This is a genomic window from Pseudomonas sp. GW821-FHT09C09 (genome assembly GCF_059418105.1).
In genome coordinates, this window is the sequence record NZ_JBWKPF010000002.1 from 774951 (window position 1) to 797901 (window position 22951).

23 protein-coding genes are annotated in these 22951 nt (G+C 62.2%); 15 read left to right on the plus strand and 8 right to left on the minus strand.

The features are described 5' to 3' along the window. Nucleotides 1–3 precede the first annotated feature (3 nt). The gene (locus AC07NR_RS08475; protein ID WP_495078471.1) at nucleotides 4–1020 is read left to right on the plus strand and encodes an SMP-30/gluconolactonase/LRE family protein; all 1017 of its coding nucleotides are present in this window, start codon (nucleotides 4–6) and stop codon (nucleotides 1018–1020) included. A 33-nt stretch (nucleotides 1021–1053) separates the two neighbouring features. Here the strand turns inward: AC07NR_RS08475 and AC07NR_RS08480 are convergent, their stop codons facing one another. Further along, entirely contained in the window at nucleotides 1054–1224 is a 171-nt protein-coding gene (locus tag AC07NR_RS08480) for a hypothetical protein (RefSeq protein WP_167443776.1), read from the minus strand. Nucleotides 1225–1333: 109 nt separating this feature from the next. Then, nucleotides 1334–1576 (minus strand): HP1242/YdcH family protein, encoded by a 243-nt coding sequence (locus AC07NR_RS08485; protein WP_085710111.1) that lies wholly within the window; start codon nucleotides 1574–1576, stop codon nucleotides 1334–1336. A 205-nt stretch (nucleotides 1577–1781) separates the two neighbouring features. Between AC07NR_RS08485 and AC07NR_RS08490 the strand changes: the two genes are divergently transcribed. The 7 genes from AC07NR_RS08490 (at nucleotide 1782) to AC07NR_RS08520 (ending at nucleotide 7969) form a co-directional block, all read left to right on the plus strand. After that, on the plus strand, nucleotides 1782–2303 hold the full coding sequence (locus AC07NR_RS08490; RefSeq protein ID WP_305832747.1) for a DUF4142 domain-containing protein: 522 nt from the start codon (nucleotides 1782–1784) through the stop codon (nucleotides 2301–2303). Nucleotides 2304–2542: 239 nt separating this feature from the next. After that, nucleotides 2543–3394, plus strand: coding sequence for an STAS domain-containing protein (locus tag AC07NR_RS08495; RefSeq protein WP_495078334.1), 852 nt, complete (start codon nucleotides 2543–2545; stop codon nucleotides 3392–3394). Between the two features lie 3 nt (nucleotides 3395–3397). Continuing rightward, entirely contained in the window at nucleotides 3398–3760 is a 363-nt protein-coding gene (locus AC07NR_RS08500) for an STAS domain-containing protein (RefSeq protein WP_007959463.1), read from the plus strand. Continuing rightward, nucleotides 3757–4161, plus strand: coding sequence for an anti-sigma regulatory factor (locus AC07NR_RS08505; RefSeq protein WP_085710114.1), 405 nt, complete (start codon nucleotides 3757–3759; stop codon nucleotides 4159–4161). The genes AC07NR_RS08500 and AC07NR_RS08505 overlap by 4 nt, the downstream gene beginning before the upstream one ends. Then, nucleotides 4158–5168 (plus strand): ATP-binding protein, encoded by a 1011-nt coding sequence (locus tag AC07NR_RS08510; RefSeq protein ID WP_495078472.1) that lies wholly within the window; start codon nucleotides 4158–4160, stop codon nucleotides 5166–5168. Before AC07NR_RS08505 ends, AC07NR_RS08510 begins: the two co-directional genes overlap by 4 nt. Then, entirely contained in the window at nucleotides 5161–6036 is an 876-nt protein-coding gene (locus AC07NR_RS08515) for a sensor histidine kinase (protein WP_495078335.1), read from the plus strand. The genes AC07NR_RS08510 and AC07NR_RS08515 overlap by 8 nt, the downstream gene beginning before the upstream one ends. Beyond that, a complete protein-coding gene (locus tag AC07NR_RS08520; RefSeq protein WP_495078336.1) occupies nucleotides 6026–7969 on the plus strand; it encodes a PAS domain-containing hybrid sensor histidine kinase/response regulator in 1944 nt (647 codons plus the stop codon). The genes AC07NR_RS08515 and AC07NR_RS08520 overlap by 11 nt, the downstream gene beginning before the upstream one ends. 31 nt (nucleotides 7970–8000) lie before the next feature. On the opposite strand, the gene AC07NR_RS08525 is transcribed toward AC07NR_RS08520, so the two are convergent. The 3 genes from AC07NR_RS08525 to AC07NR_RS08535 form a co-directional block, all read right to left on the minus strand. Further along, the gene (locus AC07NR_RS08525) at nucleotides 8001–10634 is read right to left on the minus strand and encodes an excinuclease ABC subunit UvrA (RefSeq protein WP_495078337.1); all 2634 of its coding nucleotides are present in this window, start codon (nucleotides 10632–10634) and stop codon (nucleotides 8001–8003) included. Nucleotides 10635–10663: 29 nt separating this feature from the next. Further along, the gene (locus AC07NR_RS08530; RefSeq protein ID WP_495078338.1) at nucleotides 10664–12775 is read right to left on the minus strand and encodes a hybrid sensor histidine kinase/response regulator; all 2112 of its coding nucleotides are present in this window, start codon (nucleotides 12773–12775) and stop codon (nucleotides 10664–10666) included. 132 nt (nucleotides 12776–12907) lie between these two features. Further along, entirely contained in the window at nucleotides 12908–13597 is a 690-nt protein-coding gene (locus tag AC07NR_RS08535; RefSeq protein ID WP_085710119.1) for a GntR family transcriptional regulator, read from the minus strand. A 139-nt stretch (nucleotides 13598–13736) separates the two neighbouring features. Between AC07NR_RS08535 and AC07NR_RS08540 the strand changes: the two genes are divergently transcribed. The 7 genes from AC07NR_RS08540 to AC07NR_RS08570 all read left to right on the plus strand — a co-directional run bounded on the left by AC07NR_RS08540 (nucleotide 13737) and on the right by AC07NR_RS08570 (nucleotide 21031). After that, on the plus strand, nucleotides 13737–14822 hold the full coding sequence (locus AC07NR_RS08540) for an ABC transporter ATP-binding protein (RefSeq protein WP_265814265.1): 1086 nt from the start codon (nucleotides 13737–13739) through the stop codon (nucleotides 14820–14822). Nucleotide 14823: 1 nt separating this feature from the next. Continuing rightward, nucleotides 14824–15741, plus strand: a complete 918-nt coding sequence (locus AC07NR_RS08545; RefSeq protein WP_085710121.1) for an ABC transporter permease — start codon at nucleotides 14824–14826, stop codon at nucleotides 15739–15741. Further along, nucleotides 15738–16526 (plus strand): ABC transporter permease, encoded by a 789-nt coding sequence (locus AC07NR_RS08550; protein ID WP_085695903.1) that lies wholly within the window; start codon nucleotides 15738–15740, stop codon nucleotides 16524–16526. Before AC07NR_RS08545 ends, AC07NR_RS08550 begins: the two co-directional genes overlap by 4 nt. 15 nt (nucleotides 16527–16541) lie before the next feature. After that, nucleotides 16542–17594 carry an extracellular solute-binding protein gene (locus AC07NR_RS08555; RefSeq protein ID WP_119429319.1) on the plus strand — a complete coding sequence of 351 codons (1053 nt, stop codon included), beginning with the start codon at nucleotides 16542–16544 and terminating at the stop codon, nucleotides 17592–17594. 85 nt (nucleotides 17595–17679) lie between these two features. After that, complete coding sequence (locus AC07NR_RS08560; RefSeq protein ID WP_495078339.1) at nucleotides 17680–18876, plus strand: amidohydrolase family protein; 1197 nt, start codon at nucleotides 17680–17682, stop codon at nucleotides 18874–18876. Beyond that, the gene (locus tag AC07NR_RS08565) at nucleotides 18873–20360 is read left to right on the plus strand and encodes an amidohydrolase family protein (protein ID WP_495078340.1); all 1488 of its coding nucleotides are present in this window, start codon (nucleotides 18873–18875) and stop codon (nucleotides 20358–20360) included. Before AC07NR_RS08560 ends, AC07NR_RS08565 begins: the two co-directional genes overlap by 4 nt. 11 nt (nucleotides 20361–20371) lie before the next feature. Further along, nucleotides 20372–21031: a flavin reductase family protein gene (locus AC07NR_RS08570; protein ID WP_114883506.1), complete on the plus strand. Its 660-nt coding sequence runs from the start codon at nucleotides 20372–20374 to the stop codon at nucleotides 21029–21031. Between the two features lie 39 nt (nucleotides 21032–21070). Here the strand turns inward: AC07NR_RS08570 and AC07NR_RS08575 are convergent, their stop codons facing one another. Genes AC07NR_RS08575 through AC07NR_RS08585 form a run of 3 tightly spaced genes read right to left on the minus strand, consistent with a single transcriptional unit; the run spans nucleotide 21071 to nucleotide 22805 of the window. Further along, nucleotides 21071–21730, minus strand: a complete 660-nt coding sequence (locus tag AC07NR_RS08575) for a DUF799 domain-containing protein (RefSeq protein WP_085710127.1) — start codon at nucleotides 21728–21730, stop codon at nucleotides 21071–21073. Continuing rightward, nucleotides 21727–22089 (minus strand): DUF4810 domain-containing protein, encoded by a 363-nt coding sequence (locus AC07NR_RS08580; protein WP_085710128.1) that lies wholly within the window; start codon nucleotides 22087–22089, stop codon nucleotides 21727–21729. Before AC07NR_RS08580 ends, AC07NR_RS08575 begins: the two co-directional genes overlap by 4 nt. A 29-nt stretch (nucleotides 22090–22118) precedes the next feature. Next, nucleotides 22119–22805 carry a CsgG/HfaB family protein gene (locus AC07NR_RS08585; protein ID WP_167748751.1) on the minus strand — a complete coding sequence of 229 codons (687 nt, stop codon included), beginning with the start codon at nucleotides 22803–22805 and terminating at the stop codon, nucleotides 22119–22121. Nucleotides 22806–22951: the final 146 nt, after the last annotated feature.

Genomic DNA, 22951 nt, shown 5'->3' on the forward strand with positions numbered 1-22951 from the left:
CTGATGCCGACCAAAGTCGAGCCTGTGGCGTGGAAGCCGCAAGCAGCCCCCTCATTGACTGAAGGAATCTACGCGGACAACCAGCGCCTCAAAAGCGCGAAGCAGGTCGGCCCGGGCAATATCGAAGGCCCTGAGGCGCTGCTGCTGGAAGAGGACTTTCTGATCACCGGCCTGCATGACGGGCGCCTGTTGCGCACCAGCCTCGACGGCCAGCAGCGCCAGGTACTTGCCGATACCGGCGGGCGGCCACTGGGCCTGGCGCGACACCCCAACGGTTTGCTGGTGATTGCCGACGGGGTCAAGGGCTTGCTGTCCCTGGATGCTCAAGGGCGACTGACCGCGCTGACCACTGAAGCCAATGGCCTGAAGTTCGGTTTCACCGATGACGTGGCCATCGACAAGTCCGGGCATTACGCCTACTTCAGCGATGCCAGCAGTCGCTGGGGTTACGGTCATGACGGCGAGGCGATCATCGAACATGGCGGTGACGGGCGTCTGCTGCGCTATGACTTCCAGACCGGCAAGACCAGCGTCCTGCTCGACAAGCTGGAGTTCGCCAATGGCGTGACCCTCGGCCCGGAAGACGCCTATGTGCTGGTCAATGAAACCGGCGCCTATCGCATCAGCCGCTACTGGCTGACCGGGCCGAAGGCCGGCACCCATGACCTGTTCATCGACAACCTGCCGGGGCTGCCGGACAACCTCGCCTTCAATGGCCGGGACCGTTTCTGGGTGGCGCTGTACACGCCGCGCAATCCGCTGCTCGATGGCACCGCCGGGCATCCGTTCGTGCGCAAGATGATCGTCCGGGCGATGACCGTCGTGCCCAAACCGGTGGAGAAACGCGGGTTCGTGCTGGGGCTGGATCTGGACGGCAAGGTCATCGCGAATTTACAGGATGCGAGCGACGGCAATTACTCGCCGATTACTACGGCACGCGAGTATGGCGACTGGTTGTATTTCGGCTCGTTGAAGGCTACGCACATGGCGCGGATGCCGTTGGATGCAGCCTTGAAGTGAATACCGTATCGATTTGCCAGCGATGGCGGACGGTCAGTTGCTGGACCGATCGAACTTGTCCGGATCTTCATCCTCCGGCACCTCGTCGTCCTTCCGCTTTTCTTCCGGATGGCGGACGGTATGTGCTGGACTGTTGGGCTCGGGATGGGTGGGAACCGGGTCGAATGCGCCCTGCTCTTCACTAGGAAATTTGGGATCTTTCATAAGGCACCTCGCAAAGAGTCGCTAAGTGAAGACTCTGTACATTCGAGGTGCCGGTCGTGGCTGTCGTTCCAGTCGTGCCAGCCCCGAAAGTCGATGGCGCGACTGACGGTCAGGTTCGAGCCTGCAATTGCTCGACGATCTTGTCTTTGACCTGCAAGCGTTTCTCTTTGAGTTTCTTCAGTGCGTCATCACTGGGCGCATCCGAGGCTGCCGTCTCGGCCTTGACGACCTCGGCGTCCGCCTGGGAATACTTGTTGATGAGTGCGTCCAGATGTGGATCCTCGGTGCGTCGTTGCTGGATCTCTTCCTTCGTAAGCTTCAAGTCCTGATACAGGTCATGGGTCACCGGCATGGAACACCTCCGTCAATTGATCGGCAGCCGACGCGACCGATTGCGTCAGCCATTACCAGAATGGCCTTGGTTGTACCCTTCTGTCGACCACCTGTCAGACCAGCGGTGGCCGTTCGTCGCCCTGAGGCAAATACGATAAAACCTTACGCCGCAGGCTTCCCTCCATTGAGTAACACCCCCAAAACATCTGCGTGGAGAAACACCAATGGACGGATTGAATCTGCGTCATCTCGCCCTGGCGATCGCCTTGAGCACCGGTATGGGCAGCGCCTTCGCCGCCACCTCCAACAGTTTTGTCGATAACGCGGCGGCCGGCGGCATCGCCGAAATCGAAACCAGCCGCCTGGCCCTGGAAAAGAGCCAGTCGGCAGACATCAAGGATTTCGCCAACATGATGATCACCGACCACAGCAAGGCCAACGATGAATTGGCGGCCATTGCCCAGGCCCACGACATCAAGGTCCCGGACTCCACCACCCTCGTGAAACAGGCCAAGGAGAAGATCCTCGACATGCGCGACGAGTCCTTCGACGCTGCCTACGCCAACAACCAGGTGAAGGCCCACGAAGAAGCCATCGAGCTGTTCAAGAAAGAAGCCAACACCGTGACCGACGACCAGGTCAAGGGCGCTACCGAGCTCAAGGGCTTTGCGCAGAAAATGTTGCCTGGCCTGGAAAAACACTTGGCAGCCGCCAAGGAATTGCAGGCCAAACACCCTTCCAAATAACAACAAGACATACAAAGAGGCCGCCTCCACTGGACGCGGCCTCTTTTTATTGGGCATTCAAAGGTGCGAAAGATCGGCGTCACCGGCCACGCCAACTAGAGTTAACGGGGCATTCCTTGCGCCGGATCAAAAATATCCTCACAGGAACGAACAACTATTTCGAACGGCCAGGGTCATTCACTTCGCGCCGGTCATTTTCCGAAGAGCCGGCCCCCAATTCGCAATGGAGCACGACGCACATGGCAGCACTGCAGAACAGCACACTCGATGCGATGAAAAACAAACAGACACAACTGCTGGGCGAATGGATCAACGGATTGCAGGCCAGCGGCGCCACCCGCAACCTCAAGGAACACGACATACAGCAACAGACCAGCGAATTCCTGCAACTGGTGGTCACTGGCCTGGAAAACGACAACGGCACCAACATTGCCGCGCCGGGCTGGGAAAACACTCGCCAGTTCCTCGAAAAGCTCTCCCACAGCCGCGCGCTGCTCGGTCAGGACTCGCAACAAACCGCCAGTTTCATTTTCTCGCTCAAAGGCCCGCTGTTTGCCTTGCTGCAAAACCATTACCAGGATCAACCGGCGCTGTTGGCCGAACAGCTCTGGGAAATCTCCGAACTGCTCGACGCCTTCGGCCTGCACACCATCCGCACCTTCCAGAAATCCCGTGAAGCGGTGATCAAGCGTCAGCAGGAAGAACTGCTGGAGCTGTCCACCCCGGTGGTCAAGCTCTGGGACGGCGTACTGGCGCTGCCGATGATCGGCACCCTCGACTCGCAACGCACTCAGGTCGTCATGGAATCGCTGCTGCAACGCATCGTCGACACCGGTTCGGAAATCGCCATCATCGACATCACCGGAGTGCCGACCGTCGACACTCTGGTCGCCCAGCACCTGCTCAAGACCGTCACCGCGATCCGCCTGATGGGCGCCGACTGCATCATCAGCGGCGTGCGTCCGCAGATTGCCCAGACCATCGTCCACCTGGGCCTCGACCTGCAAGGCGTGGTGACCAAGGCCAACCTGGCCGACGCCTTGAAGCTGGCCCTGACCCGCCTGGGCATCACCCTCAGCAAAGCGGTTTAAGCGATGGAACGGATCCCGATTCTCCAGATGGGCGACTTCCTGCTGGTGACCATCCAGGTCGACATGCATGACCAGCTCGCCCTCACCCTGCAGGACGATCTGTCCGAGCGCATCAGCAAGACCTCTGCCCGCGGGGTGTTGATCGACATTTCGGCGCTGGACATGGTCGATTCGTTCATTGGCCGGATGATCGGCACCATCTCCGGCCTGTCGAAAATCATGGACGCCGAAACCATGCTGGTGGGCATGCAACCGGCGGTGGCGATCACCCTGGTCGAGCTCGGCCTGAACCTGCCCGGCGTCAGCACCGCGCTGAATGTCGAGCGCGGCATGAAACTGCTTCAGGAACGAGTACGCCAGCAATGACGGTGCGCAGCAGCGGTACGCAACCGATCAACATCGAACAGGACGTGGTGCTCGCCCGGCAACTGGCGCGCAAACTGGCCACCGAGTGCGGCATGCGCCTGATCGACCTGACCAAACTGGTGACCGCCGTCAGCGAACTGGCGCGCAACACCATGGTGTATGGCGGGGGTGGCGACATGGACTGGCAGATCCTCGACGACAACCACAAGGTCGGCCTGCGCCTGACCTTCCGCGATGAAGGCCCGGGCATTCCCGACATCAAACTGGCGATGACCGATGGCTGGACTTCCGGCAGCGGTCTGGGCCTGGGCCTGACCGGCGCCAAGCGGCTGGTGGACGAATTCGAACTGGACACCGCACCCGGCAAAGGCACTCGCATAACGATCACCCGATGGACATGAACATCAGCGGGTCGTTGACCCAGGTCTTGCTGATCGAAGACAGCAGTCAGATCGGCCATGCACGGCGCACGGCGCAGCAGCTCGCCGAGTATCACGGCTTCGATGAACGCGATGCCGGGCGGGTGGCGCTGGTGGCCACGGAACTGGCGAGCAACGTGCTCAAGCACGCCGGTGTCGGCGAGTTGCACCTGCGCGCGCTGCCCCGCGCCAACGGTTTCGGCATCGAGATGCTGGCGGTGGACCGGGCCAAGGGCTTCGATCTGGAGGCCTGCATGATGGATGGCTTTTCCACCGGCGGTACCCAGGGCATCGGGCTGGGCGCGGTGGCGCGGCAGACCGAGGTTTTCGACGTGCATGCCGATGCCCGTGGCGCGGTGCTGCTCGCACGCCTTTATCCACGCAATGACCAGACGCCGGACCTGCGCTACGGCGTCAGCCAGCACTCACTGCACAACGACCCGGCATGCGGTGATGTCTGGCATCTGGCGGTGGATCGCAACAGTATCAGCGCGCTGATCGTTGACGGTCTGGGCCATGGCGAGGACGCCGAACGCGCGGCCCGTGCCGGAGAGAAAGCCTTCGCCCTGGATCCCTTCGCGACCCCGACAATGCTGATGGAAGACCTGCACCGGGAAATGATCGGCAGCCGCGGCGGTGCAGTGGCGTTTGCGCAGTTCCATGGCGAGCGCGACAGCCTGAGCTTCGCCGGTATCGGCAACATCGGCGCCAGCCTCGTCAGCGCCGACAAATCCCGTGGACTGGCCTCGCACCCGGGGATCGTCGGCGGCCAATACCGGAAAGCCCAGCCCTTTGACTATGCTCACGTGAGTGGACATCTATTGATCATGTACAGCGACGGCTTGCAGTCCCGTTGGAACCTTCAAGACTACCCCGGTCTGGTGCATCGCCATCCCGCCGTGATAGCCACCGTCCTGTACCGCGATTTCTGTCGCGGTCGCGACGATGTAACGGTGCTGGTCGTTGCCCTGGAGGCCGCCCATGGCTGAGTCCCCGACTTTGAGCAGTGCAGAACAGAGCGCGTTGATCGCCCAGTTGCAGAGCGAAACCGCGGCACTGCGCGAAGAACTCGATGAAACCAATCAGGGTGTACTGGCCCTGTACGCCGAACTCGACACCCAGGCCGAACAACTGCGTCAGGCCTCGGACCTGAAAAGCCGCTTCCTGTCGTACATGAGTCACGAATTCCGTACCCCGCTGGGCTCGATCCTGAGCATCAACAGCCTGCTGGCCGACGAACTCGACGGCCCGCTCAGCCCGGAGCAACACAAGCAGGTGGCGTTCGTCAGCAGCGCCGCCCGTGAACTCAGCGACATGGTCGATGACCTGCTCGATCTGGCGAAGATCGAGGCCGGGCGCATCACCATTTCCCCGGCGTGGTTCGACATGTTCGACCTGTTCGCGGCATTGCGCGGGATGTTCCGGCCGATTGTCGACGCCACGGCGGTGGACCTGATTTTCGAAGAACCGGTCGGCCTGCCGCGCCTGTACACCGACGACAAGAAGCTCGCGCAGATCCTGCGCAATTTCATCTCCAACTCGCTGAAGTTCACCACTCGCGGCGAAGTCCGGGTTTCGGCACGACTTGAAGGCCAGGACAAAGTGCGTTTCGCCGTCAGCGACACCGGCATCGGCATCGCCGCCGAGCTGCACGGCACCCTGTTCGAGGACTTCTCTCAGGTCGACTCGCCGCTGCAGAAACGCCTGCGCGGCACGGGGCTCGGATTATCCCTGTGCAAGCGTTTTGCGGAGCTGCTGGGCGGCGAAGTCGGCGTGGAAAGCGCACCGGGGGTCGGCTCGACCTTTTTTGTGATCATCCCGTTGGCGATCGCTCTGGAGAACGTCGATGAAACATGACATCCGCCTGTTGATCGTCGACGACAACGTCGCCACCCGCTACGCCCTGCGCCGGCGCCTGGAGGGCCACGGCTACGAAGTGCTGGAGGCCGGTACCGGCGGCGAAGGTCTGGCGCTGATTGCCAGCGAAGAGTTGGATGCGCTGATTCTCGACGTCAACCTGCCGGACATGAGCGGCTTCGATATTGTCCGCGAACTGCGCGCCGACCCCGGCACCGCCCTGCTCCCGGTGATCCATGTGTCGGCGGCGTCGATCCAGACCGGCGACATCATCACCGGCCTCGACGCCGGGGCCGACGCCTACCTGATTCACCCGGTGGACCCGGACGTACTGCTGGCAACCCTGCGCACCCTGCTGCGAGTGCGCGACACGGAAAATGCCCTGCGCGAAAGCGAGGCGCGCTTCCGGGAAATCTTCGTCAATGTTTCGGCGCCGATTGCGGTCATCGATGCAACCCTGAAAGTCCACGAGTGCAACCACGCTTTTGCCCAACTGATCCAGGACAACCGCGACGCGCAGATCCTCGACGAGTGCTTCGCCGAAGATCAGGGCGCAATCCTCAAGGAATTGCGTCTGCGACTGGTGGACGGCGAACGCTGGAAAGGCACGCTGAACATGCGCGTGCAGGGCGAAATCCGCGAAACCCAGTGGCAGATTTCCCCGTACCGCACACCGGAACTGAGCCTGGTGTTCGTCGAAGACGTCACCGAACACCGCCACCGCGAACGCTCGCACCTGGCGCGACTGGACGACACCACCACGCAACTGGCCAAGGAAGTCGCTGACCGGGTACGCGCCGAAGCGCAATTGCTGCAAGTACAGAAAATGGACGCGCTGGGCAAGCTCACCGGCGGCATCGCCCATGACTTCAACAACCTGCTGACCGGGATCATCACCAGCCTGGAACTGATCCAGAAACGCGTCGCCGATGCCCGTCTCGACAAGGTGCAGTTCTACGCCGACGCCGCACTGAATTCGGCGATGAGCGCCGCGTCACTCACCCATCGCCTGTTGGCCTTTGCCCGGCAACAGCCGCTGGACACCCGGCCGGTGGACATCAACGATCATGTGCGTTCGCTCGAAGAATTGCTGGTACGCACCATCGGCGAACGCATCGCCCTCAAGCTTGAGCTGACCACCAAACCGGCCATCGCTCTGGTTGACCCGATCCAGCTGGAAAGTGCGGTGCTCAACCTGGTGATCAATGCCCGGGACGCGTTGCCCCAGGGCGGCAATATCTGGGTCAGCACCTATGCGGCGTACTCCCATGGCGACCCGAATCTGACCGATGGCTCTTACGTGGCGCTGTCGGTGCGCGACGACGGTACCGGCATCGAGCACAGCCTGATCGACAAGGTGTTCGACCCGTTTTTCACCACCAAGCCATTGGGCCAGGGCACCGGTCTGGGGTTGTCGACGATTTACGGTTTCGCCCGTCAGTCCGGTGGCGACGCGCACATTCGCAGCGTCGCCCGGCGCGGCACCGAAGTGACCATCATGCTGCCGGCTACCAGCGACCCGACCGCCGCCGATCTGGTGCCACCTGCGGTGGATCCGCAAGGTTCCGGCGAGCATGTGCTGATTGTCGAGGACATGCCGTCGGTGCGGCTGTTCGTCACTGAAGTGCTGGAGGATGCCGGTTACCGCTGCACCCAGGCCGGCGATATCGAAACCGCGCTGGAGCGCCTGCAAAACGATCCGTCGATCAACCTGCTGCTGACCGACGTCGGCCTGCCGCGCATGAGCGGCCGCGAACTGGCGGACGTCGCCCGGGGCTGGCGCGAGGGGTTGCCGATCCTGTTCATGACCGGCTACGCGGAAACCGCGATCAACCGTCAGGTGTTCCTCGGCGCCGGCATGGACATGCTGGTCAAACCGTTCCAGATCAGTGAATTGCTGGACAAGGTGCGCCGTACGCTCGACGGCGCCTGATACACCGCCATCGCGGGCCCTGACGACGCAGTTAGCGGCTCAAGGCCCGGGCAAGAAACGGCGCAGTCCGGCTTTTCTTGCTCGTCGCCACTTTCTGCGGTGTACCGGCCACAACAATCCTGCCGCCCTGATCTCCAGCGCCCGGACCAATGTCGATCACCCAGTCGCTCTGCGCCACCACGCGCATTTCGTGCTCGACCACAATCACCGTGTGCCCCGCCGACACCAGCGTATCCAGTTGTTCCAACAAGCGGTCGACGTCTCGCGGGTGCAGCCCGGTAGTGGGCTCGTCCAGCACGTACAACGTCGCGCCGCGCTGGTTGCGCTGCAGTTCAGTGGCCAGTTTGATCCGCTGGGCTTCGCCGCCGGACAACTCGGTCGCCGGTTGCCCGAGCCGCAGGTAACCGAGGCCGATATCGCGCAGCACTTCCAGTGAGCGACGGATCGCCGGTTGTTCGGCAAACACCGTCACCGCCTCGTCCACGGTCAATTGCAGCACCTGAGCAATGCTCAACCCCTGCCACTGAATCGCAAGCGTCTCGGGGTTGTAACGTGCGCCATGGCAGGTCGGGCACGGCGCATACACGCTGGGCATAAACAGCAATTCGACACTGACAAAGCCCTCGCCTTCGCAAGTCGGGCAACGGCCCTTGGCGACGTTGAAGGAAAACTGCCCGGCGTCGTAGCCCGCCTCTTGCGCCTGAGGGGTGGCGGCGAACAGCTTGCGTACGTTATCGAACAGCCCGGTGTAGGTCGCCAGATTGGAACGCGGCGTGCGGCCGATAGGCTTCTGATCGACCTGCACCAGACGCTTGATCGACTCCAGCCCGGCGCTGACCTGGCCTGTGCTTGCAGTCGGGGTATCGTCTTCCAGATTGAGCTCTTCCGGCTCGGCGTCATTGTTGCTGCGACCGAGCTGCGCCCCGACCAGCTCCAACAGCGCCTGACTGACCAGGCTCGACTTGCCCGAACCCGAGACCCCGGTCACCGAGGTAAAGCAGCCCAGCGGAAACTCGACGCTGAGGTTGTTCAGGTTGTTGCGGGTGACATCGTCGAGCTTCAGCCAGCCCGACGGTTTGCGCGCGGCGCGGGTTGGCCGTTGCTGTTCGGCGAACAGGTAAGCGCGGGTCTGCGAGTGCTCGATCGTCGCCAGCCCCGGCGGCGGGCCGCTGTAGAGAATCTGCCCGCCCTTTTCACCCGCCGCCGGGCCGACGTCGATCAACCAGTCGGCACGGCGCATGGTTTCCAGATCGTGCTCGACCACAAACACGCTGTTGCCGTCAGCCTTGAGCCGCTGCAAGGCTTCGAACAACGCCTCGCCGTCAGCCGGGTGCAAACCGGCGGAGGGTTCATCAAGCACGTAAATCACACCAAACAGTTGCGAGCCCAATTGTGTGGCCAGGCGCAGGCGCTGCAACTCCCCGGACGAGAGAGTCGGCGTACTGCGTTCCAGCGCCAGATAACCGAGGCCGAGATCGGTCAGGGTGCTGACTCGCTCCAGCAAGTCCTCGGCAATACGCTGCGCGGCCAGGCGTTTTTCCAGCGACAGGTTCGGCGTGTGGCGCACGTCCGGTGCGTTGGCGTGACCGCTGGCGCCATGGGCCACGCGCTGCTGTCGGGCTTCGCGGGTCTGGTTGTGGGTCAGGGTTTCGCCGGTTTCATCGGCGTGTTCCAGCCAGCTCGCGTCCGCCACCGGTTTCAAGACTTCGGCGACTTGCAGAAGCGGCATCCGCGACAACTCGCCGATGTCATGACCGGCAAACGTCACCGACAGCGCCTCGCGCTTGAGGCGCTTGCCATCGCACAACGGGCACAGGCTGCCGAGCATGAATTGCGACACGCGCTTCTTCATCAGCGCGCTTTGCGAATGGGTAAACGTATGCAGGATGTAGCGCCGGGCGCCGGTGAACGTGCCTTGATAACTCGGTTCCATCTTGCGCTCGAGGGCGACGCGGGTTTCTTCCGGCGTCAGCCCGGCAAATACCGGAACGGTCGGGGTTTCTTCAGTGAACAGGATCCAGTCGCGCTGTTTTTTTGGCAGCTTGCGCCATGGAATATCGACATCGATGCCCATGGTCACCAGGATGTCGCGCAGGTTCTGCCCCTGCCAGGCCAACGGCCAGGACGCCACGGCGCGCTGGCGAATGGTCAGTTCCGGATCGGGCACCATCAAGGCTTCGGTCACTTCATAGACCCGGCCGAGCCCGTGGCATTCCGGGCAGGCACCTTGTGGCGTATTCGGCGAAAAATCCTCGGCGTACAGCATCGGCTGGCCCGCCGGGTAACTGCCGGCACGGGAATAGAGCATGCGGATCAGGCTCGACAGCGTGGTCACGCTGCCCACCGACGAACGTGTACTGGGCGTGCCGCGTTGCTGTTGTAGCGCCACCGCCGGTGGCAGACCGTCGATGGAGTCAACGTCCGGCACACCTACCTGATCGATCAGCCGACGCGCGTAAGGCGCTACCGATTCGAAGTAGCGCCGCTGTGCTTCGGCATACAAGGTCGAAAACGCCAGCGACGACTTGCCCGACCCGGACACGCCGGTGAACACCACCAGCGCATCCCGGGGGATGTCGACATCAACGTTCTTCAGGTTGTGTTCACGGGCGCCGCGCACGCGAACCATGCCGGCGGCGGAATTTGAGCTGCGCTTGGAAGTCATTGGCCAGCCTTGGTCAGGGGATTCGAAGCTCAGGCACTGAGCACGGAGCGGATCATCTGCAACAACGCTTCGGGGCCGTAAGGCTTGCCGAGCAAATGGGTGTCGGGGCTGAGCTGGTGATTGCGCGAGATGATGTCGCGGGTGTGGCCGGAAGTGAACAGCACGGCCACCGGCGGCATTTGCACCTTGGCCCAGGCGGCGAGATCAGAGCTTTTGATCAGCCCGGGCATGACCACGTCGGTGAAGATCAGGTCGACCCGGGCGCCTTCCAGCAGCATTTGCATGGCCGCGTCGCCATTCCCGGCGATCAGCACGCGGTAGCCTTCTTCGCGCAACAGCTCCACCGCCGAAGTGCGCACCGCTTCGTTGTCCTCTACCACCAGAATCGTTTCGTTGCCGCCCGCCTGCTGTCGACGTACACCGGGCGTCTCATCGATCAGCGGCCGCAGGCTGCGCGGGAAATACAACTGCACCCGCGTGCCCTCGCCGATCTGGCTGTCGATCTCGACATGCCCGCCGCTCTGTTTGACGAAGCCGAACACCATGCTCAGTCCCAGGCCGGTGCCCTGGCCATCGGCCTTGGTGGTGAAGAAGGGTTCGAAGACCTGCTCCAGCATGTGCGGGGCGATGCCGACGCCGCTGTCACTGACCGAAACCCGCACGAAATCCCCCGGCACGATGCCCTTGCCGGCACAGAACGCCCGGTCCAGCGATGTGTTGGCGGCGCCAAGGACGATGGTGCCCTCGCCTTTCATGGCATCCCGGGCATTGATCGCCAGATTGAGAATGGCGTTTTCCAGTTGATTGCGATCGACGTTGATGTGCCACGGTTCTTCGGGCAGTAGCACATCGATCTGAATGGTTTCCCCCAGTGCCCGTTGCAGCAATTCGCCGACGCCTTCGAAGATTTGCCGTGGATCGCACACCGCCGGCGACAGCGGCTGACGCCGGGCGAACGCCAGCAGTTGCGAGGACAGCTTGGCACCGCGCTCCACCGCCGCCAGCGAGGCGCTGACCCGGCGTTGCACGTTGGCGTTGTTCGGCTCGTGCCGCGCCAGCAGGTGCAGGTTGCCGGCGATCACTTGCAGCAGATTGTTGAAGTCGTGAGCCACGCCGCCGGTGAGGCCGCCAATGGCTTCGAGTTTCTGCGACTGGCGCAATTGCTCTTCGGCGTTGAGGCGCGCTTCCACTTCATCAGCCACGCGCTGCTCAAGGTTGCGGGTGAATTTGAGCAGGGACTCTTCAGCGGTCTTGCGTTCATGGATGTCGATCAGTACGCCAGGGAAACGGTACGGCTGGCCTCGTTCATCGAACTCGCAACAGCCGCTGGCCAGCACCCACAGATGGCTGCCGTCGGCGCGGATCACCCGGTACTCGGCGTTGTAGGGTTCGCCGGTGCGCACCGAATTTTCGACGCACTCCTGCACCCAGGGGCGGTCATCGGAATGAATGTGTGCTTCGGCAATGTGCTGCGGCAGGTTGGTCAGGTCCTGATCCGGGGGGAAGGAAAAGGTCCGGGCGAAGCGCTCGTCCGCCGACAGCACGTTGTTTCTCACGTCCCAGACAAAGGAACCGAGCAATGCCCCGGCATTCAACGCCAGGCGTACTCGCTCGTTGTCGGCACGATAGGCGTCTTCGGCGGCCTGGCGCAGGCGTTCGGACAGCACCAGTTCGGTGGTTTCCACCACCATTGCCATCACGCCTGCCGGAACCCCGGCATCGTTGGCTACCGGGCTGTAATAAAGGTCGAGCCACACGTCCTCGGGCACGCCGTCGCGCAGCAGTACCAGATCCTTGTTGCGATATTCCAGGGTGCCGCCCGCCAGACAGGTGTCGACCACATGCCGGTTGAAATCGGCGACTTCCGGCCAGCCCAGCTCCACCGGTACACCGAGCAGGTATGGATGACGCCCGCCGGCAAAGCGCGAATAGGCATCGTTGTAGATCATGTAACCGGCGTAGCCCCAGAGCATGACCATCGGCAACGGCGAGGCGAGCATCAGTTGTACCGTGTTGCACAGGCTGGCCGGCCAGCTTTCGAGGGGGCCCAGATCCGTGCCGCTCCAGTCGAACGCACGGATTCGCCCGGCCATCTCGCCTTGCCAGCCGTCACACCCATGGCTATCGGATAAAAACTGCATTGGCTGCTTCAACGCCTTGTGGTTGATCCGGTTCAATCGCTGCGCGGTCAAGCGTCGCGCCCGTCTGTTTCGAGCGCACCGGGCAACGATGGTTTCATTAGAGGTATAGCCGATTTCACCCTTACCCGACGCTCAGACTTCGATCAGGTGTTTGAGCGGGTGGTAGCCGGTCTTGAGCTTCGCTGCGACGTCGAGAATCGCCTTCTGGATGCCATCCAGATGCATGCAGGTCAGTTCGATGGCGGCGCTCTGGTTACCGGCCTCGATGTACTCGATCAGCCGCAGGTGTTCGTCATCGCGACAGGCTTCGTGGCTGTCGTCGTCCAGCGCAGCGGCGTACAGCGAAGCGCGGGAAATCAGCTTCTGGAACCAGTCGAGCAGCACCGGGTTGTTCAGGCTGCGGGCCAGTTTTAGGTGGAACTCGCCGAGCAGGTGAATCAGCCGCTCGTGGTCACCAGCCGCATGGGCTTCATCTTCCAGCAGCAAATGCTCGCGCAGGTCCTGCATCGCGGCGGAGTCCTTGCGCCGGCACAGCTCGGTGACGATGCCGATCTCGATCAGACGCCGGGTTTCGAACAGCGAACGGATTTCCTCATCGCTGGGCAGTGACACCGACGCACCTTTATTGGGCTCGGTGGTGACCAGACCGTCGGCCTCCAGCTGCTTGAGCGCGGCGCGAACCGACGTGCGGCTGACATTGAACAATTCCGCCAGCGACGCCTCACCCAGTTTCATTCCCGGACGCAGCGAACGCTTGCTGATCGCCTCGTAAACCCCTTGGTAGACGCGGTCGACCGTGGTTTCCGTTTTCTTTTCGGTCATTTGAAAGCTCCTTCGATGCTGGCAACGCGCCCCGGCGAAAGACTCAGCCAGGGAAATGGGGGTTGCACAAGCAGATTAATCCGGGTATTTCTAAATTGCATTCAGATATTGCATACAATAATTAGAGGATTGCACCATTATGGGTCAACCAATAGCAATTGAAGTGCGTAATGTCTCCAAACGGTACTCCGACGATCCCGGCCTCGCGCCAGCCCTCGACAATGTCTCGGTGAACATCGCCGACAATGAGTTTTTCACCCTGCTCGGCCCCTCGGGCTGCGGCAAAACCACCCTGCTGCGCACCATCGCCGGATTCGAACACGTCAGCGACGGCGAGATCCGTCTGGCGGGCGAAACCGTGAATCACCTGCCGCCGTTCAAGCGCCGGGTCAACACGGTGTTCCAGAGTTACGCGCTGTTTCCGCACATGAGTGTCGCGCAGAATATCGCCTTCGGCCTCGAGATGCAGGGTCTTGATCGCAAGACGATCCCCGGACGGGTCGACGAGATGCTCGCGCTGGTGCAAATGGAGCACCTGGCCGGGCGCAAACCGGCGGAATTGTCCGGCGGCCAGCAGCAGCGCGTGGCTCTGGCCCGGGCTCTCGCGCCGAAACCGAAAGTGCTGTTGCTCGATGAACCGCTGTCGGCGCTGGATTTGAAGCTGCGCAAGGAAATGCAGGTCGAACTCAAGCGCGTGCAGCAGGAAGCCGGGATCACCTTCATCTTCGTCACCCACGATCAGGAAGAAGCCCTGACCCTGTCCGACCGGATTGCGGTGATGTCCGCCGGCAAGATCCTGCAGATCGGCACCCCGACCGACATCTATGAACGCCCGCAGCACCGGTTCGTCGCCCAGTTCATCGGCGACATCAATTTCCTCCCCGGCCAGCTCAAGCGTGGCGACCACAACCAGAACCTCTTCGTGCCCAACGGCATGCCGGTGGAAATCCCCTGCCCGCCCCAAGGCGTCAATGGCAGCAGCGTGCAACTGGCGTTTCGTCCCGAGCGTTCGCAACTGGTCACGGCGGATCAGCCCCATCATTTGCGCGGGGTGATCGAGGCAGTGCTGTATGTCGGCACCGCGACTCTTTACCAGTGCCGCTTGAACAACGACATCAAAGTCATGCTGCGGGAAAACAACGAAGGCCTGAGCGCGTGTCGCGCGGTCGGTGAACCCGTGGCGGTGCACCTGCCGCCCCAGGCCTGCCTGTTGATGGAGGCCTGAGATGAGCGTCAGCAGCACTTCCCCCTCCCTCAACCGTGCTCTGTTGCTCAGCCCGGTGGTGTTGACCCTGCTTGCCCTGATCGCCATTCCGCTGGGGATCATGGGCTACATCAGCCTGCTGCCGCGCAACACCTACGGCGGTGTGGACTGGCAGGCCCAATGGCAACTGCAGAGTTACGTGCAGCTGTTTTTCCAGGAAGGCTTCGACGGCGAACTGGAGCTGAACTGGGTCTACGCCCAGGCGTTGTTGCGCTCGGTGTTCCAGGCCGGTGGCACCACGCTGTTGTGCTTCCTGTTCGGCTTTCCGGTGGCGTTGTGGATGTCGAGCCTGACCCCGCGCCGACGCAATCTGATGGTGCTGCTCATCACCATTCCGTTCTGGACCAACCTGCTGATCCGCAACTACGCGTGGCTGATCATCCTGCGCGAACAGGGCTGGGTCGCCCAGAGCCTCAACGCGCTGTTCCCGAGCGCCGGCGGCATCACCCTGCTCTACAACGACTTCGCGGTCAGCGTCGGCCTGGTCTACAGCTTCCTGCCGTTCATGATCCTGCCGATCTACTCAACCCTGGAAAAACTCGACTGGCGCCTGGTAGAGGCCGCCTATGACCTGGGCGCCAACCGCTGGCACGCGCTGCGCCGGATCATCCTGCCGCTGTCGATGCCCGGGGTGATTGCCGGTGCGTTGCTGGTGTTCGTGCCGAGCCTCGGCGCCTTCATCACCCCGGCGATTCTCGGCGGCGGCAAGACCCTGATGATCGGCAACCTGATCCAGCAACAATTCGGCACCGCACGCAACTGGCCGCTGGGCAGTTCACTGTCGTTCCTGCTGCTGGGGATTCTGCTGTTGTCGCTGGTGCTCTACGCCCTCTACAGCCGCAGCGCGGCGAAAACCCTGAACCGGGGAGCGAAAGCATGATCTCTCTGCACCTGAAAAAACTCCCGGCAACCCGGGAAATCAGCCTGCTGATCCTCGCCTATCTGTACGTGCCGATCCTGGTGTTGATCGTCTACAGCTTCAACGCCAACCGCTCGGCGACGGTGTGGACCGAGTTCTCGTTCGCCTGGTACGGGCGGATCCTGGCCAACCCGTCGATCCAGACGGCGGCGCTGAATTCGATCATCGTCGCGACCATCGCCACCGTTTGCGCCACGGCGATTGCGCTGCTGGCGGCGCTGGCGACTTACCGGCCGTTCTACGGGCAGAAAATGGTCGAGGGCGGAATCAACCTGCCGCTGATCCTGCCGGAGATCGTCACCGCCGTGGCCACCCTGCTGCTGTTCATGGCGCTGGGGATCAAGCTCGGGCTGATGACGGTGATCGTCGCGCACATCGGCTTCTGCATTCCGTTCGCCTACCTGCCGATCCGCGCACGGCTCAACGATCTGGACAAGAGCCTGCTGGAGGCCGCCAACGACCTGTACGCCAACCCGTGGCAGGTGTTTCGCCGCGTGACCTTGCCGCTGCTGTGGCCGGCGGTGCTGTCCGGTTCGGTACTGGCGTTCGTGGTCAGCCTCGACGATTTCATCATGACCTTCTTCGTCGCCGGCCCCGGTTCGACCACGTTGCCGGTGTACATCTTCTCGGCGATCAAGGCCGGTGTGACACCGGAGATCAACGCGATCTCGACCCTGATGCTGGTGATTTCCATCGTTCTCGTGGTGCTGGCCTTCTGGCTCGGCCAACGCGGCAAACAACAATAAACCTGGAGCGCGCTCATGAAAGTCAAAAACATGCGTCTGGCAGTATCCGGTCTGGCCCTGAGTTGTTTCACCGCGTTCGGCGCCCACGCCGCCGAGCCCAAGGAATTGTTCTTCTACAACTGGACCGACTACTACCCGGTGGACCTGCTGGCCAAGTTCGAAAAGGAGACCGGAATCAAGGTCACCATGGACGGCTACGACAGCAACGAAACCCTGCTCGCCAAGCTGCAGGCCGGTGGCGCGGCGTATGACGTGATCGTGCCGTCGCAGTCGATCATGCAGACGCTGATCAAGCAGGACCTGCTGCTGGAAATCGACACCCCGACCCTGAGCAATTTCCAGTACGTCAAAGGCCCGTTCCGCGATCCGAGCTTCGATCCGGGGCGCAAATATTCGGCGCCGTACCTGTGGGGCACCACCGGGTTCTCCTATGACAGCGCCCGGGTGCCGGGTGGCAAGCTCGACGACTCGTGGAAAGAGTTCTTCGAGCCGCGCAAGGAACTGCAAGGCCAGCTCGCCGCCCTCGACACCTCCAGCAGCGTGATCAACGCCGCCAGCCATTACCTGAACGTCGACGAATGCACGGAAAACCCGCAGGACGCCAAGCGCATCCTCGAGCTGCTGCAAAAGCAGAAACCGTTTTTGAAGATGTACAGCTCCGACAACACCGTCGACCGCATGGCCTCCGGCGAAGTGATCATGATGCAGAACTGGAACGGCTCGACGGCCCGCGCCACCTTGCAGAAGAACACCATCAAGTACGTTTACCCAAAAGAAGGCGTGGCGATGTTCCAGGACAACTTCGCCGTACCGAAAAGCGCACCGCATCCGGGTAACGCGAAGATTTTCATCGACTGGATGATGAAACCGGAGAACGCCGCTGCCGTGTCCAACGCGATTGCCTATGCCAACGGGATACAGAGCGATCAGTTGCTGGATGCGAAATGGAAGGTCATGGACGCCATCAACATGCCCGAGGAATACGCTTCGCGGCTGCGTCCGGAGAAAGAATGCAGCAACAAGGCGCGGGAGCTGCAGGATCGGATTTGGTCGAAGCTCAAGGGTTGATCGCCTGACTCAAGACCGCGTCGCGGCCATCGCTGGCTTGCCAGCGATGAGGCCCGCCCAGACAACATAGAAACAGAGGTATGAAATGTCCCACCCCCGCTGGCTCAGAAACATCCGCCCCTACGGCGCTTCCGCCGAAGACCTGCTGATCGAAAACGGCAAATTCACCCAACGCCGCCCGGCCTCGAACACGCCATTGGCCGCCACCGACATCGACGGCCAGAATCAGCTGCTCACCGCCCCGCTGGTGGAAAGCCACGTCCACCTCGACAAGACCTTGTACGGCCAGCCCTGGCGCCCGAACAGCGCCGGCCCGACGCTCAAGGACTACATCAGCAACGAGCGCCGCGTGTTGCGCGAAGTGAAAGCGCCGATTGCCGAACGCGCCGGTGCGCTGCTGGAAAACTGCATCGCCCGGGGTTCGCTGACCATGCGTTGCCACGTCGATATCGACCCGGAATTCGGCCTGCGTCATGTCGAAGCCATGCAACAACTGCGCGAACGCTACAACGACCTGATCGACCTGCAACTGGTGGTGTTCCCACAAACCGGCCTGATCAGCCGTCCCGGCACCGCCGAGCTGATGCGCGAAGCCATGGCCCTGGGCGTGGAAAACGTCGGTGGGCTCGACCCTTGCGGCATCGACAACGACCCCATCGCGCAACTGGATTTCGTATTCAAACTGGCCAGTGAATTCCAGCGCGGCGTCGACATTCACCTGCACGACAAAGGTGAACTGGGCCTGTGGCAGATCGCCCGGATCGCCGATTACACCGAGCGTTTCAACCTGCAGAACCGGGTGATGATCAGCCACGCCTATTGCCTCGGCATGCTGCCGTGGAGCCAGGTCAGACCCGTCGCCGAACGCCTTGCTGCACTGGGCATTTCGCTGATGAGTTCGGCGCCGGCCGACTGCGCAGTGCCACCGTTTTTGGCGTTGCGCGAGACCGGGGTCAACGTGTGCCTGGGCTCCGACGGCATCCGCGATGCGTGGTCGCCGATGGGCAACGGCGACATGCTGGAACGGGCGATGTTGCTGGCGTTCCGTTTCGACCTCGGCAAGGACGATGAATTGGCGGCGGCGTTCGACGCGGCGACGGTCAATGGTGCCCGCGCATTGGGGATCGAGGGTTACGGCTTCGACATTGGCAAGCCTGCGGACTTTCTGCTGATGCCCGTCGAGACCCTCGGTGAAGCCGTGGTCGCGCGACCTGTACGTCAGGTCTATCGCGGCGGCGAACTGATCGCCAGCGGCGGTCGCTTGCTGGGCAGCCGTCTGTGAAACGGATCGGCCTGAAGGCCGGTTGCGTGGTCGGTTTCGACGGCACGCAACATGTGCTGTGGCGTGACGGCGAAGTGGTGTTTGTCGGCTCGCGCATCGAGTTTGTCGGGCGCGGTTATCAAGGGCCCGTAGATGAGTGGATCGACTACGGCAACGCACTGATCGGCCCCGGCTTCATCGATCTCGACGCCCTCGGCGATCTCGATTCCACGGTACTGACCCTGGACAACGGCGATGAACGCGCCATGGGCCGGATGTGGTCGGCAGAGTATCTGGCGGCCGGCCCGCGTGAGTCGTTCAACCCCGAGGAAGAGATTTTCAAATACCGCTACGCCTTCACCCAGTTGATCCGCAACGGCATCACCACGGCGATGCCGATCACTTCGATGTACTACCGCGAATGGGCGGAGACCTACGACGAATTTGCGGCCGTCGCCGACGTGGCGGGTGAACTGGGGCTGCGCACCTATCTCGGCCCCTGCTACATGAGCGGCATGAGTTACTGGCGCGCCGACGGCACCCTCGCCCATCACTGGGATGAGGCTCGGGGCCTGGCCGGGCTCGACGCGGCCGAACGATTCTTCAAGGATTTCGATGGCGCACACGCGGGGCTGATTCGCGGTGCACTGCTGCCGGATCGCATCCAGACCTGCACCCCGGCGCTGCTGCAACGTACATCCGCCTTGAGCCGCGAACTGAATGCACCGATGCGTCTGCATTGCTGTCAGGCGCCCGGTGAAGTGGCGATGGTCGAGCAATTGCGTGGCACCTCGCCGTTGGGCTGGTTGCAGCGACTGGATTTGCTTACACCGCGCAGCCTGTTGCCCCACGGCATCTACACCTCAGGCGATGACGATCTGCAGCGGGTCATTGATGGCGGCGCCAGTCTGGTGCACTGCCCGCTGGTGTTCGCCCGCGACGGCGAGGCACTGAACTCGTTCGGCCGCTATCGCGCCAAAGGTATCAACTTCGCCCTCGGCACCGACACCTGGCCGGCGGACTTGCTGGCCAACATGCGCCACGGTTTGAACATCGCGCGGTTGATGGAGGGCGGCCCGGCGCTGACCAGCGGCCTCGACTTGTACAACGCTGCAACACTCGGCGGCGCCAAGGCTCTGGGCCGTGACGACCTCGGTCGCCTGGCACCCGGCGCCAAAGCCGACATCACCGTATTCAGCCTGCGTGGCCTGCATCTGGGCCCGTTGTTCGACCCACTGAAAAACCTGCTGCTGGCCGGGCGCGGCGACGACTGCATCGCCAGTTACATCGACGGTCGCTGCGTGATGCACGACGGTCAGGTCAACGGTGTCGACTACCCGGCCCTGCAACGCCAGGCCCAACGCCAATACGAAAAACTGATGCGCAGCCACAGCGACCGGGCTTTTGGCCGACCGGACTGGAAAACCCTGTTCCGGCCAGCCATTCCGTTCGCCGATGACTACAGCGCCGAAGCGCCGTTGAGCGCCATCGATCCACTTCTTTAGAGATATCTGCCATGCACAGCTTCGATTTCAGCCAACTGAGCCCACGGGAAAAATACAAGATTCTGATCGGCAGCGTGGTGCCACGCCCGATTGCACTGGTCACCACCATCGACGGCGAAGGCCGGGTCAACGCGGCGCCGTTCAGCTTCTTCAACGCGCTGTCGGCGGACCCGCCCATTCTTGCGCTCGGCGTGGAGAACTACGGCGACCAGAGCCCCAAGGACACCACGCGCAATATCCAGATGAACCAGGAATTCACCGTCAACATCGTCAACGATGCACTGGTGGAAGCCATGAACGTTTGCGCGGTGCCATTCGCACCGGGATTCGATGAGTTGACCGCTGCGGGCCTGACGGCGATCCCCGGCACCTCGGTCAAATGCCCGCGTATCGGCGAAGCACCGGTGGCGCTGGAGTGTCGGCGGATGATGGCGCTGAACATCGGTCAGTCGCGGGAGATCATTTTTGGCGAGGTGTTGATGGCGCATGTGCGCGACGAGTTGATCGACCCGAAAACCCTGTACATCGATCAACTGGGGCTGGATGCGATCGGGCGCATGGGCGGCCATGGTTATGCACGGACCCGGGATTACTTCGATCTGCCGACCCGCTCGTTGCAAGCGTGGACGGAAGCACCGGGGGGTGGCGAGCGGTTCTGGCCTGGCAAATAAAAAAACGGCCCACCGAGGTGGGCCGCCGTGACAGGTCGATCAGTCAGTGCCGTACTTCGGCGACCGCGGCCCGTACAGCAGGCCTGCCGGATGTCCGGCCGACAGCAGTCGATTGCTGGCCACACCGGCAATCGGGTAGCCGGCATCGGTGGAACTGTTGACGATCTGTTTCACCGCAGCGGTGATCAGCGCGCCAATCAGGCCGCCGCCACTGTTGTTGCCACCCTCTTCGCTCGACGCCCGGGCCGCACCGGTCCACAGGGTGGCACCGGTTTTCAGGTCCACCAGTTTGGCGCTGGCGGTCACTGCGGTTTCGCTGCTGATCACCATGTAGCGCGTGCCGTATTCGCTGACGGTGATGTACAGCGCCGCGTCGGCACCGAAGATTTCGTGCAGTTTGTTGACCGGCGCCTGATGAATGTCATCCGGCGTGGTCAGGCCGTTCTGGCGGAACGTCTCGTCGACCAGGGTAATCGGCAGCACGTAGTAACCGGCCTCGGCCAGCGGGAACGTCACTTGCGACAACAGGCTGTAGGACGCCTTGACGTCCGGCGAGGTGTTCAGCGGCGGCAATACCAGAATGGACTTCGGACGCGCTTGCTTGTACGCCGAATAGTCCACGGTTTTCGGTGCGACGCAGCCACCGAGAACGGTCAGCGCCAGCCCGGCGGCCAGCAGTTTCAAGGCACGGGAGATCATTTGGCGTCTCCGGTCTTGGCGTTCTTGAGCAAGAAGTCCATGTAGGTGCCGGACTCGGGGAACAGGGTCTTCTCGGTGCGCAATTGCTGCACCATCTGATCGTCCTTGCCCATGCTCAGGTACAGCAGACCGAGGTGTGCGTGGTAACCCGGCGGTACGGGCTTGCCGCTGGCGCGGATTTTTTGCAGATCGGCTTCCAGCGCTTCGGCCTGGGCCTCTTTCGGCGTTTCGCTTTTGAAGTATTCGTAGACTTGTGGCTGGTAGCCTTCCCACTGGTACAGGGTTTGCGGGCTGCTGCAACCGGCCAGCAAGGCGCTGGCGGTCAGGGCCATCAGCGACCGAGACAGGGACAGATTCATGGTGTGTTGCTCCTTGCGATGGGCGTCTATCAGTTGCCCGGTTTCCAGGCGCCGGCGTTCATGCCATCGACCAGGCGATTGATCGCCTCGCGCATGGCCAGATCGAGGACTTTGCCGTTGAGGGTGGAGTCGTAGGCAGCGGTGCCGCCGAAGCCGATGATTTCGCGGTTGGACAAGGCGTATTCGCCGGCGCCCTGGGTCGAATAGACCACTTCGGAAGTGCTGATGTTGACGATGTTCAGGTTGACCTTGGCGTAGGCGACCTGAGTCTTGCCACGGCCGAGAATGCCGAACAGCTGATGATCGCCGGTCTCTTTGCGGCCGAACTCGGTGACGTCACCGGTGACCACGTAATCGGCGCCTTTCAGACGCTGGGCCTGGCCCTTGATCGCCGCTTCCTGCTGGATTTCGCCCATGTTGTCGCGGTCGAGCACGGAGAAACGGTTGGTCTGCTGCAAATGAGTGATCAGGATGGTCTTGGCCTGGCCGCCGAGACGGTCGACGCCGTCGGAGAAGATCCCGCGCATGTAGCTCGAACGGTTGTCGAATTTGCCCACGGCCATCGGGATACGGACACCGGTCCAGGCTTGGGTGGCGCTTTCCACCTTGGCCACCGGCAGTGCGCGGGAGCTTTCGGTGGCGCAGCCGGAAAGCGAGCCGGCCAGAGTGCCGAGGACGGCAATCGCAACGCCCGAGACCAACATCCGGGAGATCATTCTCACTGTGCATTCCTTCTGAAAAATGATGTGTCCCGGCACGGCAAAAATCGTGGGGGATCGGGAAAGGGCCGGCATTATGCCAAAGTGCCATCAGTGAGGACAGGTTTTTTTGACGTCAGTGAATTGGCTTTCTGATCACCCAG

What these genes read in the sequence shown, in the direction of transcription:
- AC07NR_RS08580 (WP_085710128.1), bottom strand. Translation starts at nt 22,089, where the DNA reads ATGAATCTGTCCCTGTCTCGGTCGCTGATGGCCCTGACCGCCAGCGCC.
- AC07NR_RS08515 (WP_495078335.1), top strand. Translation starts at nt 5,161, where the DNA reads ATGGCTGAGTCCCCGACTTTGAGCAGTGCAGAACAGAGCGCGTTGATC.
- AC07NR_RS08540 (WP_265814265.1), top strand. Translation starts at nt 13,737, where the DNA reads ATGGGTCAACCAATAGCAATTGAAGTGCGTAATGTCTCCAAACGGTAC.
- AC07NR_RS08555 (WP_119429319.1), top strand. Translation starts at nt 16,542, where the DNA reads ATGAAAGTCAAAAACATGCGTCTGGCAGTATCCGGTCTGGCCCTGAGT.
- AC07NR_RS08585 (WP_167748751.1), bottom strand. Translation starts at nt 22,805, where the DNA reads ATGATCTCCCGGATGTTGGTCTCGGGCGTTGCGATTGCCGTCCTCGGC.
- AC07NR_RS08505 (WP_085710114.1), top strand. Translation starts at nt 3,757, where the DNA reads ATGACGGTGCGCAGCAGCGGTACGCAACCGATCAACATCGAACAGGAC.
- AC07NR_RS08530 (WP_495078338.1), bottom strand. Translation starts at nt 12,775, where the DNA reads ATGCAGTTTTTATCCGATAGCCATGGGTGTGACGGCTGGCAAGGCGAG.
- AC07NR_RS08545 (WP_085710121.1), top strand. Translation starts at nt 14,824, where the DNA reads ATGAGCGTCAGCAGCACTTCCCCCTCCCTCAACCGTGCTCTGTTGCTC.
- AC07NR_RS08575 (WP_085710127.1), bottom strand. Translation starts at nt 21,730, where the DNA reads ATGATCTCCCGTGCCTTGAAACTGCTGGCCGCCGGGCTGGCGCTGACC.
- AC07NR_RS08480 (WP_167443776.1), bottom strand. Translation starts at nt 1,224, where the DNA reads ATGAAAGATCCCAAATTTCCTAGTGAAGAGCAGGGCGCATTCGACCCG.
- AC07NR_RS08550 (WP_085695903.1), top strand. Translation starts at nt 15,738, where the DNA reads ATGATCTCTCTGCACCTGAAAAAACTCCCGGCAACCCGGGAAATCAGC.
- AC07NR_RS08560 (WP_495078339.1), top strand. Translation starts at nt 17,680, where the DNA reads ATGTCCCACCCCCGCTGGCTCAGAAACATCCGCCCCTACGGCGCTTCC.
- AC07NR_RS08495 (WP_495078334.1), top strand. Translation starts at nt 2,543, where the DNA reads ATGGCAGCACTGCAGAACAGCACACTCGATGCGATGAAAAACAAACAG.
- AC07NR_RS08535 (WP_085710119.1), bottom strand. Translation starts at nt 13,597, where the DNA reads ATGACCGAAAAGAAAACGGAAACCACGGTCGACCGCGTCTACCAAGGG.
- AC07NR_RS08570 (WP_114883506.1), top strand. Translation starts at nt 20,372, where the DNA reads ATGCACAGCTTCGATTTCAGCCAACTGAGCCCACGGGAAAAATACAAG.
- AC07NR_RS08475 (WP_495078471.1), top strand. Translation starts at nt 4, where the DNA reads ATGCCGACCAAAGTCGAGCCTGTGGCGTGGAAGCCGCAAGCAGCCCCC.
- AC07NR_RS08500 (WP_007959463.1), top strand. Translation starts at nt 3,398, where the DNA reads ATGGAACGGATCCCGATTCTCCAGATGGGCGACTTCCTGCTGGTGACC.
- AC07NR_RS08510 (WP_495078472.1), top strand. Translation starts at nt 4,158, where the DNA reads ATGAACATCAGCGGGTCGTTGACCCAGGTCTTGCTGATCGAAGACAGC.
- AC07NR_RS08490 (WP_305832747.1), top strand. Translation starts at nt 1,782, where the DNA reads ATGGACGGATTGAATCTGCGTCATCTCGCCCTGGCGATCGCCTTGAGC.
- AC07NR_RS08520 (WP_495078336.1), top strand. Translation starts at nt 6,026, where the DNA reads ATGAAACATGACATCCGCCTGTTGATCGTCGACGACAACGTCGCCACC.
- AC07NR_RS08525 (WP_495078337.1), bottom strand. Translation starts at nt 10,634, where the DNA reads ATGACTTCCAAGCGCAGCTCAAATTCCGCCGCCGGCATGGTTCGCGTG.
- AC07NR_RS08485 (WP_085710111.1), bottom strand. Translation starts at nt 1,576, where the DNA reads ATGCCGGTGACCCATGACCTGTATCAGGACTTGAAGCTTACGAAGGAA.